The organism is Propioniciclava tarda, assembly GCF_900182665.1.
Classification (GTDB): Bacteria; Actinomycetota; Actinomycetes; order Propionibacteriales; family Propionibacteriaceae; genus Propioniciclava; species Propioniciclava tarda.
On record NZ_FXTL01000007.1, the window covers coordinates 46,209 to 60,916 of the forward strand.

The 14,708-nt window shown below is 70.2% G+C and carries 14 protein-coding genes, 3 tRNA genes and 1 pseudogene; 8 read left to right on the top strand and 10 right to left on the bottom strand.

Annotated elements, in window-relative coordinates:
- Nucleotides 1-75: 75 nt before the first annotated feature.
- The 3 genes from FN821_RS07060 to FN821_RS07070 all read left to right on the top strand — a co-directional run bounded on the left by FN821_RS07060 (nucleotide 76) and on the right by FN821_RS07070 (nucleotide 4,057).
- Entirely contained in the window at nucleotides 76-909 is an 834-nt protein-coding gene (locus FN821_RS07060; RefSeq protein ID WP_131172048.1) for a sunset domain-containing protein, read from the top strand.
- Between the two features lie 204 nt (nucleotides 910-1,113).
- Nucleotides 1,114-3,369: a phosphoribosylformylglycinamidine synthase subunit PurL gene (purL, locus tag FN821_RS07065; RefSeq protein ID WP_131172047.1), complete on the top strand. Its 2,256-nt coding sequence runs from the start codon at nucleotides 1,114-1,116 to the stop codon at nucleotides 3,367-3,369.
- Between the two features lies 1 nt (nucleotide 3,370).
- Nucleotides 3,371-4,057, top strand: a complete 687-nt coding sequence (locus tag FN821_RS07070) for a DUF4870 domain-containing protein (RefSeq protein ID WP_131172046.1) — start codon at nucleotides 3,371-3,373, stop codon at nucleotides 4,055-4,057.
- A gap of 8 nt (nucleotides 4,058-4,065) precedes the next feature.
- On the opposite strand, the pseudogene FN821_RS07075 reads toward FN821_RS07070, so the two are convergent.
- Nucleotides 4,066-4,215 (bottom strand): annotated as a pseudogene (locus tag FN821_RS07075) (winged helix-turn-helix domain-containing protein); the annotation flags it as partial.
- Nucleotides 4,216-4,679: 464 nt separating this feature from the next.
- On the opposite strand from FN821_RS07075, the gene purF reads away from it, so the two are divergent.
- The 4 genes from purF to FN821_RS07095 all read left to right on the top strand — a co-directional run bounded on the left by purF (nucleotide 4,680) and on the right by FN821_RS07095 (nucleotide 8,584).
- Nucleotides 4,680-6,146, top strand: a complete 1,467-nt coding sequence (gene purF / locus FN821_RS07080) for an amidophosphoribosyltransferase (RefSeq protein WP_131172045.1) — start codon at nucleotides 4,680-4,682, stop codon at nucleotides 6,144-6,146.
- Nucleotides 6,139-7,197, top strand: coding sequence for a phosphoribosylformylglycinamidine cyclo-ligase (gene purM, locus FN821_RS07085; RefSeq protein ID WP_131172044.1), 1,059 nt, complete (start codon nucleotides 6,139-6,141; stop codon nucleotides 7,195-7,197). The genes purF and purM overlap by 8 nt, the downstream gene beginning before the upstream one ends.
- Nucleotides 7,198-7,347: 150 nt before the next feature.
- A complete protein-coding gene (locus tag FN821_RS07090) occupies nucleotides 7,348-7,590 on the top strand; it encodes a DUF3073 domain-containing protein (protein ID WP_131172043.1) in 243 nt (80 codons plus the stop codon).
- Entirely contained in the window at nucleotides 7,502-8,584 is a 1,083-nt protein-coding gene (locus tag FN821_RS07095) for an alpha/beta hydrolase (protein ID WP_165489291.1), read from the top strand. Before FN821_RS07090 ends, FN821_RS07095 begins: the two co-directional genes overlap by 89 nt.
- A 73-nt stretch (nucleotides 8,585-8,657) precedes the next feature.
- Here FN821_RS07095 and FN821_RS07100 read toward each other — a convergent pair whose 3' ends face one another.
- The 8 genes from FN821_RS07100 to FN821_RS07135 all read right to left on the bottom strand — a co-directional run bounded on the left by FN821_RS07100 (nucleotide 8,658) and on the right by FN821_RS07135 (nucleotide 12,992).
- Entirely contained in the window at nucleotides 8,658-9,410 is a 753-nt protein-coding gene (locus tag FN821_RS07100) for a fructosamine kinase family protein (RefSeq protein WP_131172041.1), read from the bottom strand.
- 68 nt (nucleotides 9,411-9,478) lie between these two features.
- Nucleotides 9,479-9,552, bottom strand: a tRNA-Phe gene (locus FN821_RS07105).
- Nucleotides 9,553-9,573: 21 nt separating this feature from the next.
- Nucleotides 9,574-9,647: transfer RNA gene (locus FN821_RS07110), tRNA-Asp, on the bottom strand.
- Nucleotides 9,648-9,780: 133 nt separating this feature from the next.
- Entirely contained in the window at nucleotides 9,781-10,104 is a 324-nt protein-coding gene (locus FN821_RS07115; protein WP_131172040.1) for a hypothetical protein, read from the bottom strand.
- A gap of 257 nt (nucleotides 10,105-10,361) precedes the next feature.
- Nucleotides 10,362-10,437 (bottom strand) — tRNA-Glu (locus tag FN821_RS07120).
- Between the two features lie 41 nt (nucleotides 10,438-10,478).
- Nucleotides 10,479-11,663: a C40 family peptidase gene (locus FN821_RS07125; RefSeq protein WP_131172039.1), complete on the bottom strand. Its 1,185-nt coding sequence runs from the start codon at nucleotides 11,661-11,663 to the stop codon at nucleotides 10,479-10,481.
- A 406-nt stretch (nucleotides 11,664-12,069) separates the two neighbouring features.
- Entirely contained in the window at nucleotides 12,070-12,291 is a 222-nt protein-coding gene (locus tag FN821_RS14665; RefSeq protein WP_421958045.1) for a C40 family peptidase, read from the bottom strand.
- Complete coding sequence (locus tag FN821_RS07135) at nucleotides 12,288-12,992, bottom strand: hypothetical protein (protein ID WP_131172038.1); 705 nt, start codon at nucleotides 12,990-12,992, stop codon at nucleotides 12,288-12,290. Before FN821_RS07135 ends, FN821_RS14665 begins: the two co-directional genes overlap by 4 nt.
- On the opposite strand from FN821_RS07135, the gene FN821_RS07140 reads away from it, so the two are divergent.
- A complete protein-coding gene (locus FN821_RS07140; RefSeq protein WP_206662045.1) occupies nucleotides 12,918-13,685 on the top strand; it encodes an RtcB family protein in 768 nt (255 codons plus the stop codon). The genes FN821_RS07135 and FN821_RS07140 overlap by 75 nt on opposite strands.
- Before the next feature lie 269 nt (nucleotides 13,686-13,954).
- Here the strand turns inward: FN821_RS07140 and FN821_RS07145 are convergent, their stop codons facing one another.
- Complete coding sequence (locus FN821_RS07145) at nucleotides 13,955-14,557, bottom strand: hypothetical protein (protein ID WP_131172037.1); 603 nt, start codon at nucleotides 14,555-14,557, stop codon at nucleotides 13,955-13,957.
- Nucleotides 14,558-14,708 lie beyond the last annotated feature (151 nt).

Consider the following 14,708-nt stretch of genomic DNA (forward strand, 5'->3'; position numbering starts at 1 on the left):
CGCCGCGTCCGCTTTCGTCGGCCCAGGCGAGCCCTTAGGGTGAAGGGAACTTCTGGCGCGGGGAAAGGTTCTGAGATGGACGTCTGGATCATGATCGTCGCTGTCGTGGTGCTCGCTGCTGGCATCATCGGCTTCGTTATGTCGGGGCCCGGCATGAAGGAGGCCACGACCGGACACGGGCACCACGACGACCACCACGAGCCGGCTCACCTGGCCGACCTGATGCCCGCCCGGTCCGAGCAGCCGGTCGAGAACCCGCCGGCGTCCGACATGATCGACGAGGGCGCGCCGCTGGCCAGTGACCCGTCGTACGTCGCGGCCCCCGTGGCCGCGGTCGCAGAGGGGCTCGGCGAGGTCGAGCACCTCTCGTCCATCGACGAGCGCGCCGGGCTGGGCGATGCCCCGCACGGCGGTGGCGAGGGCTCCTCGACCAATGCTGAGCCCGTCCCGTACGTGCTGCCCGCCGATCTTGACCTGCCGAAGGACGCGGCCGCCGACATCGCCGAGGTGCCCCAGGGCGCCGCGGCAGTCGGGGCCGCCGCGCTGGGCGACCTCGAGCACGAGTCGTCCATCGTGGATCGTGCGAGCCTCGGCGACGGCCCGCACGGCGGCGGCGAAGGCTCGTCCGCAGGCGCCGAGCCGGTGCCGTATGTGACGTCTCAGGCCGCGGTCGAGCCAGAGGTTGAGGTCGAGCAGATCTGGGACGGCCCGTTCGGACCCGGCTCCGCGGAGGCGGCCGAGGACGGGTCCGGTCCCCGTGGCTGGACCATCAAGGCCGCGCGGCAGTCGCAGGTCTACCTGACCCCGGAGGACGCCGTCTACGCCGTCGCGACCGCCAACCTCTGGTTCGTCAACGAGCAGCGCGCCCTCGACGCGGGGTTCAAGCGCTGGCAGCCGCCGTCCGCCTAACGGTTCCGTTGGCCCGATCTGGCCCGTTGGCCGAGCCTGTCGAAGCCCGTTGGTCCGGCCCACCCTGACCCGCTGGCTGAGCTTGCCGAAGCCCGTTGGTCCGGCCCACCCTAACCGCTGGCTGAGCTTGCCGAAGCCCCTCGACCCGCTCATCCGTATGGTCCGGCGATCAGCACTCCTCGCCCTCGCGATAGGTTGTGACCCGTGGTCGATACCGTCGAGAACGCGTCCAACACGCCCCACGACCCGCAGCCGTGGGCTGAGCTGGGTCTGAAGGCCGAGGAGTACGACCGAATCCGCGAGATCCTCGGACGCCGCCCCACCGGCTGCGAGCTGGCGATGTACTCGGTGATGTGGTCGGAGCACTGCTCCTACAAGTCATCCAAGGTGCACCTGCGCCGGTTCGGCGCCGTCGGCCACGACACCCCGCGCGGACCGCTCCTAGCCGGCATCGGCGAGCAGGCCGGCGTCGTGGACGTGGGCAACGGTCTCGCGGTCACGTTCAAGATCGAGTCCCACAACCACCCCAGCTACGTCGAGCCCTACCAGGGCGCCGCGACCGGGGTGGGCGGCATCGTCCGCGACATCCTCGCGATGGGCGCCCGCCCGATCGGCGTCATGGATCCGCTGCGCTTTGGCCCCCTGGACGCCCCCGACACGGCCCGCGTCCTGCCGGGCATCGTCGCCGGCGTCGGTGGCTACGGGAACTGCCTCGGCCTCCCCAACATCGGCGGCGAGGTCGTCTTCGACCCGACCTACTACGGCAACCCGCTGGTCAACGCGCTGTGCGTCGGCGTCCTCGGCCATGACGATCTCCAGACCAACGCGGCCGTCGGCGTCGGCAACCAGGTGATCATGTTCGGCGCCGCCACCGGCGGCGACGGCATCGGCGGGGCGTCCATTCTGGCGTCGGAGACCTTCGACGCGGACGGACCCGTGAAGCGCCCGAGCGTCCAGGTGGGCGACCCGTTCATGGAGAAGCTGCTCATCGAATGCTGCCTCGAGCTGTACGCCGCGGGCATCGTCGTCGGCATCCAGGACTTCGGCGCCGCGGGCATCTCGTGCGCCACCAGCGAGATGGCCAGCGCCGGCGTGGGCGGGATGCACGTCGAACTCGACCTCGTCGAGCTGCGCGACCCGACGCTGGCGCCCGAAGAGATCCTGATGAGCGAGAGCCAGGAGCGCATGATGGCCGTCGTCGCGCCCGGCGACGTCGAGCAGTTCATGGCGATCTGCGCCAAGTGGGACGTCCTGGCGACCGTCATCGGCGAGGTCACCGAGGGCGACCGGCTGATCATCGACTGGCACGGCCAGACGGTCGTCGACGTCGACCCCCGCACCGTCGCGGACGATGGCCCGGTGTACGAGCGCCCGTGGGCGCGTCCGTCGTGGCAGGACACGCTGCAGTCCGACACCACCGCCAAACTGCCGCGGGCGGCGTCCGACCAGGAACTCGCCGACCAGGTACTGAGGCTCGTCGGCAGCCCGAACCAGTGCGACAAGTCCTGGATCACCGACCAGTACGACCGGTTCGTCCGCGGCAACAGCGTGCTCGCCCAGCCCGAGGACGCGGGCATGCTGCGGATCGACGAGGCGTCCGGACTGGGCATCGCCCTGGCGACCGACTGCAACGGACGCTTCGCCCTGCTGAACCCGTACTGGGGTGCGCAACTGGCCTTGTCGGAGGCGTATCGCAACGTCGCGGCGTCCGGGGCGCAGCCGGTGGCGATCACCGACTGCCTCAACTTCGGCTCGCCCGAGGACCCGGACGTGATGTGGCAGTTCCGCGAGGCGATCATCGGCCTGGTGGACGGCTGCACCGAGCTCGGCACGCCCGTCACTGGCGGCAACGTGAGCTTCTACAACTCGACCGACGGCGCCAACATCCTCCCGACCCCGGTGGTCGGCATGCTGGGCATCATCGACGATGTCGCCGACCGGACGCCGTCCGGCTTCGCGTACGCCGGCGACGCCATCGCGCTGCTCGGGACGACCCGCGACGAGCTGGACGGTTCGGCCTGGGCCGGACTGTTCGACCACCTCGGTGGCCAGCCGCCGCGTCCGGACTTCGCCGCCGAAAAGGCGCTCGCCTCCGTCCTGATCTCGGCGGCCAAGCAGCGCCTGCTGTCGTCCGCGCATGACCTCTCCGACGGCGGACTCGCGCAGGCGCTCGTCGAGTCGTGCCTGCGCCGCGGCCTCGGCGCCGCCGTGACGCTGCCCGACGGCGATGCCACGGTCGCGCTGTTCTCGGAGTCCCCGGCGCGCGCTTTGGTCTCGTTCCCGGCCTCGAGCCTGGACGCCGTCGCGCGGCTCTGCTCCGAGGCCGGGGTGCCGCTGACGCGGCTCGGCGAGGTGACCGAGTTGGACGAGATCGAGGTCGTCGGACGATTCGCCCTCGGCCTCACCGACGTGCGCGAGACCTGGGCCGCGCCGCTGCGCGCGGCCATGGCAGGGCACTGACGTGACCGGCTCGGTGTGGGGCGAGCCGAGCGATTACGTCCCGGCGCGTGCGATCGCCGATGCCCCTGACGCGGCTGAGGACTCGCCCTCGTCGGGCCCCGAGCCGGTATCCGGGCACCGGGCTTTCGGCCTGGACGAGTCGCCCACCTCGCCGCCCACGCCCGTGTCGCAGCGGGTGCGCTCGGCGGAGACACCGACCTCTCCAGACACGCCCAGCGTCCTGATGAGCCTCACCGGACACCACATGTACCTGCGGGACGCCCCGGACGCCTTCGCGCCCACCCTGCGTCCCGAGTACTCCTGGACGCCTCAGCCGCCCGCCGCTGCAACGGCCGAGCCCGCGGCGTCCGACGATGGTCTTCGGACCACCTCCCACGAGGAGCGATGGGCGCGCGCCGCCCACTGGCTGCCCCTCGTCTCGCACTGGATCGGCCCGCTGGTCCTGCTGTTGACGCAGGGACGCCGCAGCGATCGCGTCCGGACCGAGGCGATCCACTCGCTGAACTGGGAGATCACGGTCGCTCTGCTCTTCGCCCTGGCGGTGGGGGTGTCGAGGTTCGGCGTCATCGGACCAGCGCTCGCAGTCGGGGTGGCGGTGCTGTCCGTCGGGCTGCATCTCGTGGGCGTGGTGACGACCGCGCGGGGTGGCTCGTTCCAGTACCCGCTGGCGCTGCCGATCGTCCGCTGAGCTCCTCCTCACGCCGTCGGCGAGAACCGGTAGCCCATGCCCGGTTCCGTGAGCAGGTACCGCGGCCGCTCGGGCTCGGGCTCGAGCTTGCGGCGCAGTTGGGTCATGTAGAGCCGGAGCGTGGCTGGCTGGTTCAGGTAGGCGGAGCCCCACATTTGGCCAGGTCGTCGACGATCCGCGTCAGCCGTCGCAGGGACACCGAGCGACAGGACGCCGCCGGCCACGGTCCGGCCGCGCGTGACGGCGAAGCGGCTGGCGAGGGCCTTCCACGGGGCCGTGGGGGCCCCGCCCGGAACGACGTCATGAACAGCAGGGGCCCGTGCGGACGGTCGTTCTCGTCGAGCGGCCGTGGCCGCCTCGTCGGACGGATCAGCGTGGTGGTCACCGATTCATCCGCAGCCGCACCGAACCCGGCCTGCACGTCCTGGCCGGACTCCATGCGGGATCCTGACAACGCCGTCCGCGTCGCCCGACCGGACGCCGCGTCCTCCTCAGGTCGGCACGATCTGGCCGGTGTGGCGACGTCGGCGTCCCAACTGCCTTTGACGGACCACTCGGCCCCGCGATTTCACCAGCGAACGCCCGTCAATCGCCCCGGTCGGCCGCAGCTAGACTCCCGTCCGTGACGCTCACGCGCGCCGCCGATGATCCGGTAGGCGACCCGAAGCCAGGCGAGGAGTGTGGCGTCTTCGGAGTCTGGGCCCCCGGTGAAGAGGTCTCCAAGCTCACCTTCTACGGCCTGTTCGCCCTCCAGCACCGCGGCCAGGAGTCGGCCGGCATGGCGGTCTCCGACGGCGACCGCATCACCGTCTACAAGGACATGGGGCTCGTGTCCCAGGTTTTCGACGAGCACGCCCTCAACTCGCTGACCGGCCACATCGCGATCGGCCACGATCGCTACTCGACCACGGGGGCGTCCGTCTGGAGGAACGCCCAGCCGACGTACCGCGCGACGGCGTCCGGCGGACTGGCGCTCGCCCACAACGGCAACCTGACGAACACCGACGAGCTCGAAGCCTGGCTGCACGAGCGCGACGCCGACGAGCCGATCGTGCCCAAGGACTCGATGGACTCGACCAACGACACCTCCCTGGTCACGGCGCTGATGGCGACGTTCGACGGCTCCACCTGGGACGCCGCCCTCGACGTGCTGCCCCGGCTGCGCGGCGCGTTCTGCTTCACGTTCATGGACCAGCACGCCCTCTACGCCGCGCGCGATCCCCACGGGATCCGTCCGTTGGTGCTCGGACGCCTCGAGCGCGGCTGGGTCGTCGCGTCCGAGACGGCGGCACTGGACATCGTGGGCGCGAGCTTCGTCCGCGAGGTCGAGCCCGGCGAGCTGATCGCGATCGACGACGGCGGCCTCCGGTCGATCCGGTTCGCGCCGGCCGACCCCAAGGGCTGCCTGTTCGAGTACGTCTACCTCGCCCGCCCCGACACGACGATCGCGCGCCGCGGCGTCCATCAGGTCCGGGTCCAGATCGGCCGGACACTCGCCTTCGAACACCCGGTGGACGCCGACATCGTCGTGGGCGTGCCCGAGTCGGGCATCCCGGCGGCGGAGGGGTACGCGGAGGCGTCCGGAATTCCGTTCAGCCGGGCGATCGTCAAGAACTCCTATGTCGGACGCACCTTCATCCAGCCGTCGCAGACCATTCGTCAGCTGGGCATCCGGCTCAAGCTCAACCCGATTCGGGACGCCATCGCCGGACGCCGCCTCGTGGTCGTCGACGACTCGATCGTCCGCGGCAACACGCAGCGGGCGCTGGTGAAGATGCTGCGTGAGGCCGGGGCTGCCGAGGTCCACGTCCGCATCTCGTCGCCGCCCGTCGAGTGGCCCTGCTTCTACGGCATCGACTTCGCCACGCGCGCCGAGCTCATCGCGCCCGGCATGACGTCCGACGAGATCTGCCGCTCGATCGGCGCCGACAGCCTCGGTTACGTCAGCCTGGACGGCCTGATGGCCTCCGTCGGGCTGCCGAAGCGACAGCTGTGCCGCGCCTGCTTCGACGGCCATTACCCCGTTCAGATTCCGGACGCCGCGGCGTCCGTCCTGCGCCTGCCGACCAGGGGAGACAGCGATGAGTGAGTCCGCGTACGCCCGAGCCGGGGTCGACATCGAGGCCGGGGACCGGGCCGTCGAGCTGATGAAGGCGCACGTCGCCCGGACGCGCCGCCCCGAGGTGCTGGGCGGACTCGGCGGCTTCGCGGGGTTCTTCGACGCATCGGCGTTCAAGAACTACGACCACCCCGTGCTCGCCACCTCGACCGACGGCGTCGGCACCAAGGTCGCCATCGCGCAGGCGCTCGACAAGCACGACACCATCGGCTTCGACCTGATCGGCATGCTGGTCGACGATCTGGTCGTCGTCGGGGCCGAGCCGCTGTTCGTGACCGACTACATCGCCTGTGGACGCGTCGTCCCCGAGCGCATCGCTGCCATCGTGGGCGGCATCGCCGGGGCCTGTGAGGTGGCCGGGGCCGCGCTGCTGGGCGGCGAGACCGCCGAGCATCCCGGCCTCTTGGCGCCCGACGAGTTCGACATGGCGGGGGCCACCACGGGCGTCGTCGAGCGGGACAAGATCCTCGGACCCGAGCGCGTCCGGCCGGGCGACGTCGTCGTCGCGCTGGCGTCCTCGGGCCTTCACTCGAACGGCTATAGCCTCGTCCGGCAGGTGCTGTTGACGGACGCCAAACTCAGCCTGGACGCCCACGTCGCCGAGCTGGGACGCACCCTCGGCGAGGAGCTGCTCGAACCGACCCGCGTCTATGCGCGCGACATCCTCGCCATGATCGCCGCCGCCGAGGTCCACGCCATCAGCCACATCACCGGCGGCGGACTGGCCAACAACCTCGTCCGCGTCCTGCCCGACGGCGTCGCCGCGACCCTGCGCCGCGACAGCTGGACGCCGCCCGCGATCTTCGACCTCGTGCAGCGGACCGGGCGCGTCAGCCAGCCCGACATCGAGGCGACGCTCAACATGGGCGTCGGCATGGCCCTCGTCTTGCCGCCCGATTCGGTGGACGCCGTGGCCCGCGTCGCGTCCGACCGTGGCCTCCACTCCTGGGTGTTGGGCGAGGTGGGACAAGCGGACGGGGCGGCGTCCGTGAGGCTCGTCGGCGAGCACGGTCGCACCTGATCGGGCACGAACTGGCGTCCGATTGCGTCCGTTCGGCGCCGAATATCGAGCTTTGTGATCGGCAAGGGGTCCGGTACCCTATGCCTCACGATTAGTTGACAGATACCCGCGGTGTTCCCGCGATGAACCAGGCAAGGGGGTCGACCCACCATGGGGCGCGGCCGTGCTAAGGCGAAGCAGACCAGAGTCGCTCGCGATCTGAAGTACCGTACTTTCTCTACGGATTTCACCTCGCTCGAGCGGGAACTTCGCGGAGATTCCACTGACACTCCCTTCGAGGAGGTCGTCGACGACGTCGATGATGATGAGGACGAAGACGACGACTACGCCGACTACGCCGACCGCTACGCGGCCGACGACGAAGACGACGATCTCGGACGCCGCATCGGCTGAGTCAGACTGGCGTCCCGATCTGCTCGACGGCTTCGAGCAGACGACGATCCCCCTGGGTTCGGGCACTCTGCCCGGCGAGGTCGGCCTGCGCGCCACCCTCGTCCGGCGCACTCTGGACGCCGATCCCGAGCGGGACCGGCGCGAGCGCGCGGTGATCTCGCTCCCGGGCTGGAACGACTACTTCTTCCACACCCACGTCGCGGACTTCTTCCAGGCCCAGGGCATCACGTTCTACGCCCTAGACCCGCGCCGCTCCGGACGCAGCCTGGGTGATCCGGCGCGCCGCGACTACGCCGGATCCCTCGGCGACCACGCCGAGGAACTGGACGCCGCGTACGAGTTCGTCTCGGCGCGGCATGCCAGTGTCGTCCTGATGGGGCACTCCACCGGCGGCCTCATCGCGGCGCTGTGGGCGTCCGATCGACCCGGGCGCCTCGCCGGCCTCGTTCTGAACTCGCCCTGGCTGGCAATGTGGGGCCCGCCCGGCTACCCGACGGCACTGCTGCCGACGCTGACTGCTCTGACGAGCCGCGACCCGCTGTGGGAGTTGCCCCTGCCCGACCCCGGCGATCGCTACGCGTCCTGCGTCCACGCGTCCGGGGCGGGGGAGTGGGACTACGACCGCGACCTCAAGGCGTCCGGACGCGTGCCGGTCCGCGCCGGCTGGCTGCGGGCGGTGCTGCTGGCCCAGCGGCGGACGGCGTCCGGGCTCGCGATCGACGCGCCGGTGTTCATGGCCGCCGGTACCCGGTCGCACCTGAGGGCCCGCGGCTACTCCGAGCGTGACCGCCGCAGTGACATCGTCCTCGACGTGGACGCCATCGCAGCCAAGGCGCCCAAGCTCGGCCGGTCGGTGACGCTCGTCCGCATCGCCGACGGCTTCCACGACCTCACGTTGTCGGTCCCGGACGCGAGGAAGGCCTACTTCGCCGAGCTGGCGCGCTGGTTGGCGGCGTACGTCCCGCCTCAAGGAAGCGCGGACCGGCGGGAGTGATCCGTGGCTGTGCTCGTCGCAGCCTCTGGCAGTCGGGGCGTCGATAGCTCAGCTCAGCCAGGTCAATGCATCCCTACGCAAGGGCCAACATGCGATCGGCCTGCTGCACAGCTCGCTCGCCGTAGCCCGCGCCGAACAGCGAGGCGTGCACCAGCAGCGGATGCACCTGGTGCAGCCCGAGCAGCATGCGCCAGTGGCCCGGCAGCCTCGTGGACGCCTCCGCGTAGGCGTCCAGGATGACGTTCAACTCCGACGAGCCGAACAGGCTGAGCATCGCCAGGTCGGTGATCCGGTGGCCGCCGTGCGCGGCAGGGTCGATGACGACGACGCCGGTCGGCGTGAAGAGCACGTTGCCCGACCACAGGTCGCCGTGGATCCGCGCCGGCGGCGCCTCGTCATCGAAGGCGCCGTCCTCGAGCGCCTCGCACAGGTGGACCAGCGAGCGGCGTCCGGCTTCGGACAGACCGGACTCCGCCAGGTACGGCTCGATCCGCCAGCGGGCGTAGAACCGGCCCCAGGAGGCCTCGGGGCGAAGCGGCAGGGGCGCGTCGCCGATGTAGCCGTCCCCGGTCCAGCCGTCCGGGCCCACGCCGAACGCGGACGCACCGGACTCGTGCAGCGCCACCAGGGCGCGGCCGAACTCCTCGGCGGCGTGTTCCGTGGGGGTTCCGCGGGCCAGCCGCTCCAACTCAAGAAACGTGGCGCCGTGGCTCACCACCCTGGGGACGCGGACCGCGCCCGCGGCGTCCAGCCAGGCCAATCCGGCGACCTCGGCGGCGAAGAATCCCTCGGGGGCCTGCTCACGCGACTTGCGGAAGATCTCCACGGGGGCATTGTCCTCCCGTCGCGGGGAGAAAAACAGAGCGGACGCCGGGGGCGTCCGCTCTTGCTCTGTGGCCAGGACCGGGATCGAACCGGTGACCTTTCACTTTTCAGGCGAACGCTGCTACCAGCTGAGCTACCTGGCCGAAGAGAGCTTTCGCTCTCGGCGACCCCGACGGGACTCGAACCCGCGACCTCCGCCGTGACAGGGCGGCGCGCTAACCAACTGCGCTACGGGGCCATTGCTGGCCACTGGCTTTCGCCAGCCCGGAAACTATAACGTACCCGGCGCGGCGAGGTGAAATCGGCCCAGGGTGTCGTGAATCAGCCTCTGACAAGCGGAGATGCGTCGCCAAGGTGCCACCCCTGTCCAGCTAGGAGCAGGCCCCGCCGCGGAAGACGTGCAGATCGTCGCGCTCCCACGCCAGCGCGAAGCCTGGTAGGTCGGCAGGGAGCACATGGTAGGCATCCGACGTGACGTCGCCCAGCCAGACCAACGTGACGCACTCGCTGTCCATCCGAGCGCGCAGGATCGGTACCTCATCGAGGGTCTTGGAACTCGCGTACAGGTGGGTTCTAGGGGCGGGGAAGACAGGCGTCCCGCATGCCCAAGCGACGTTCTCCGGGCCGTTGGAGACCGTCGCGATGATCGTCGTCGTAACCCAAGCGACGACCTGGCGAACTCGCCTGGTGCTCACCGTAACGCGGCGCGACGGCTCGTGGCAGGGGCGGACTCCAATGGGGTTGTTGTGTCGTTCGGGACGGGGGCTCGCGCCGGTGCTCGCCCTCACCGTTGATCGGCGGCACTCTGCAGGCTCGTGGGGGAGGTGGATCCCGCCGCCGTAGCCGCCTGGTCCGGCCCACGCGCGAGCTGGCACTTCTCGCCCGGTGTTCTGGGGTGGGGTGGAATGCGAATCACCCCTAGTCAGATTGTGGTCCGACTAGGGGTGATGCTTGGCATCCCCGACCGGATTCGAACCGGCGCTGCCGCCGTGAAAGGGCGGAGTCCTGGGCCGCTAGACGACGGGGACAGGGCCTCCCCAAGCATACGGCATCGGCGAGGCGACCTCGATCAGGGCAGGAGGCGCTTGATCACGGTCGGGCCTTCGCCGCTGCCCGTGTAGGAGTCGACCGACTGCACGACGACACCGACCTTGGTGTTGCGGGCGTGCACCATCATCCCGTTGCCGATGTAGATCGACACATGGTGCACGGGGCTGAACCAGAAGATGAGGTCGCCGGGCTGCATGTTGGCCCGGCTGACGGTCTTGCCGAGCGTCGACTGGACCGCCGACTGGTGGGGCAGGGAGATCCCGACCTGCTTGTAGGCGGCCAGAGTGAGTCCGGAGCAGTCGAAGGCGTCCGGACCCTCGGCGCCCCACACGTAGGCGTCCCCGACCTGGGCCTTCGCGAAGGCGACCAGCTTGGCCTGGGCCGACGTCAGCGAGCCGGTGGACACGATCGACGTGAGCGGCACCGCCGGCGCAGACAGAGCCGCGGTCGTGAAGCGGCTCGCGATCCAGGCCTTCTGACCCTGGAACAGGATCTGGGTGTACTCGGCCGTCGTCGCGCCCGTGGTGTCGACGATGGAGTTCGCGGGCAGCTTGCCCAGCACCGTCCCGTTCCGGTTGCCGTCGGAGCGCACGAAGAGGACGTCGGTCGTCCGGACCTTGCCCGCGGACGCCGTCGAGCCCGAGGTGCCACTCGACCCGGTGGACGTGGTCGTTCCACCGCGACGGAGCAGGGCCGTGTACATCCAGCGGTTCGCCCCGTCGTGGACGACCTGCGTCCAGTCGCCGGTGGTGACACCGGTCGTCTTCACGACCGTCCCGGCAGGAAGGGTGGTGATGACGGTGGCGGTCAGGCTCGGTCCGCTCCGGACGTTCACCTCGTTCGTCGTCCTCGCGGAGCCCGTCGCCTTGGACGCCGTCGTCGAGACGGCGGCGAGCGGCTTCGCGTTCGTCGAGGTCGACGCCAGGTAGGACCGGAAGACGTAGCCCTGCTTGCCGTTGTAGGTCACGGCGATCCAGGAACCGGAGGTTGCCGTGGCCGTCACCTTGGCGCCGCCGGGCACCATGCCGATGACCGGGTAGGACGTGCCGGGGCCGGAGCGGAGGTTCACGCTGCTCGTGGCGACCATCGTCTGGGTGGCCGCGATGGCGGTGTCGACGACGATCACGCCGCCCATGGCGACGAGCGACGACGCCAGGGCAGCCCCGATCATCGAGACCTTCAACCGCTGCACGGCCTTCTTCACGCTACTTCCTTCCGATTCCCTGGATGTCGGGAGAATCGCCTTCCACTGCCACGCGAGATGCAATGCACAAAGGTGCCGAGGAGCGAATCCGAACGTCACGCTAAGCGTTTCCTGAGGATCTTGGCTATCTCTTCTTCGCAGGTTTCAGGTGGTACTAGAGACTTTGCGGTGGTTCGGCACACTAATCACACGGGTGTTATTCGCTGGAGCATCGTTGCTTGTGGTAGCAGGTTTCACGCTGTCCAGACGAGATTCTCGCCTCAATCGAGGGATGCCTGCGAAGCCGTGACCCGGGAGGGGCGGCATCAATAGAACACGTGTTTATTATCTGCTGGACAGGGCACAACTCTCAGGTTGGCAGGTGTGGTGGTGGAGACTTGAGAGTTGGGATTTCCGATCGAATCGGCTATGGGCCGACGAATCGGCGCGCGCCCGCAAAATAGGCGTTCTTTGCATCTTCGTCCAGTGATTGCTGGACGACTCCGTAGGCCGTCCCGCGCGCATGCACCATCTGCCCGTTGCCGATGTACATGGACACGTGCCCCACCGGGCTGTACCAGAACACCAGGTCCCCGGGCTTCAGGTCCGCGCGGGCGACGGGCGTACCGGAGCAACCCTGGACGGTCAATCGAGGGTTACCGCGCCTCCGTCGCTCGTCGATCGGCCTTCGACCAGCACCCAAGAATCGTCCAGGTCCGCGATCCAGCCGTCGCAGCGCCCCCAGGCGGTCTCGGGCAGCCAGCCCGACAGCAGGTCCGCCTCGTCGATCGGACGCCCGCCCGTGAGCGCCGCCGCCCGACGCCGCGCCGCGGCGTCCGCGAGGACGATGGGCAGGGTCCGGACCGTGCCTGCCCGCACGTTGGCTCGCAGGACGCCGAGGGTGCGGTCCCCGAAGTCGGGGGCCACGATCACCAGCGGACGCCCCCGGGTCTTGGCCAGGCTGAGCAGCGCCGTCACCTCGCGATCGCCAACGAGGTCGGCGTCCAGGACCAAGACGTCCGGCCTGACGAGCACGGCGAGGCCGCGGTCGGCCCGGTTGAGGAAAGCCCCCTCGGCTGCGCCGGCGGGCAGGGTCGCGGCCGCGTCCCGGTGGGCGATGAGGTCGGACTCGTCACTGGTGACGCTGGGGTCGATGGCCGGGCCCGTGAGCTCGTCCTCGGTGACATAGGCGGGCACGGTGTGGTCGGGGACGCCGGGGATGCTGCGCGTCGGCTGCTTGGCCTTCGCCAGGGCGGCGCGGACGCGTCGCCGATCATGAGCCCAGCCGTAGACGACCAGGGCGGTCCCGAGCACCGCGACGGCCACCACGCCCCACCACCCTGCAGACATGCCGCCAGCCTACGGTCGACCCGGGCGATCGCGCCGGACGCCTCAGCGCAGCTGGACGCCTACCTGAACGACGTGTGCTGGGCTCAGGCGTACGCCCTGCTCAACCGCGACGTCATGCTGGCGACCATCTGCGACGAGCCGGTTCGGCGGCTGCCCGGCATCGAGTTCGAGGCGCCGATCCGCTGCCAGCACAACGACGTGGCGGTGGAGACGCACGACGATCTGGAGCTGATCGTGACCCGCAAGGGTGCGATCCGTGCCGGGCTCGGCGACCCGGGCATCATCCCGGGCTCGATGGGGACCGGCTCCTACATCGTGCGCGGGCTGGGGAACGAGGCGTCGTACTGTTCGGCGTCCCACGGTGCCGGACGCCGCATGTCGCGGAACGCGGCGCGGCGCCAGTTCACGGCCGACGACCTCGCGGCGCAGACCGCGGGCATCGAGTGCCGGAAGGACTCGGGCGTCGTGGACGAGATCCCGGCGGCCTACAAGGACATCGACTCGGTCATCGCCGACCAGGCCGACCTCGTCGAGGTCGTGGCTCGGTTGCAGACGCTGCTCTGCATCAAGGGCCAGGGGCTGATTCAGCGCCGACTGAGCTTGTCGAAGGCACACCCGCAAGGGCTTCGACAGGCTCGGCCAACGGGTCGCCCGTTCGGACTAGAGGCTTCGACAGGCTCAGCCGATGGATGAACCTGGGCTTCGACAGGCTCAGCCGATGGATGAACCTGGGTTTCGACAGGCTCAGCCGACGGATGAACCTGGGTTTCGACAGGCTCAGCCGACGGAGCATTCGAGGGATGAGTGCGTCGGGCCGGGAGCGCCTCTCGGCGCGTGGCCGCTCTTGGCGGCGAGTGTTGGAGCCCGGGGCTACCGCGGCCCGACGCGTCCACGAGGATAGGCGTCCGTCGTCCGTCCGCCAACTGCAGTGGTGGCACCTGGGCGTGCCAGCGACTCCAAGGTCAGTCGAGCGAGCCGGCTCGCCACAGGCGCGCGCAGGCGAGCAGGTCCGCGGCGAGGGACTGCAGCTTGGCGGCGCTCAGGGCGGCGGGGCGGCCGTGGGTGGCGTAGGCGCGACCGGCCACGACGACCAGGCAGAAGGACGCCGCCCGCTCCAGCGCCACGGCGAAGTCGCCCGTGAACGCGCCCCGAAGGATCTGGTCGGCGACGGCCGCGACCTCGTCCGGGCCGGGCGGCTCGACGCCGGCGACCACGTGGCTCGGCTCGGTGAACGGGATGCCCCACGCGTACTCGCGGGCGGCCTCCTCCGGGGAGGAGCGCATCCATTCGCGCAGCACGTAGAGCCGCCAGAGCGCACCCGGCAGCGAGCGCGCCGGCCGCGCGGACCACAGATCGGCCAACGTCGACAGGCCGATCTCGTCGACGAGGGCCACCAACCGACGAACGACCGTGGGGTCATCGGACGCGCGTCCCGCTCGCACCAGCACCGCGGCGGCCTCGTGCGCGGCATGGACGGCCGCGATCGGGTCCGAGGTCTCGCCGAGGGCTTCCAGGGCGGCGGGCTCCTTGAACACCGGACGCCTCGGCCTGCCAGTTTGGGTCACCGAAGCAGGGTACCTCGCGGCTCTGCGCGGCCCGCGGCGCTGGGCGGCGGCCTCAGGGGCCGTTGACAGCACGGTCGTACGCCCGTGTGGGGGTGTGAACGTGCTGTGAACGCGTCGACTGACGGCCGGGCAGACCCGCGACCCCGGTGCA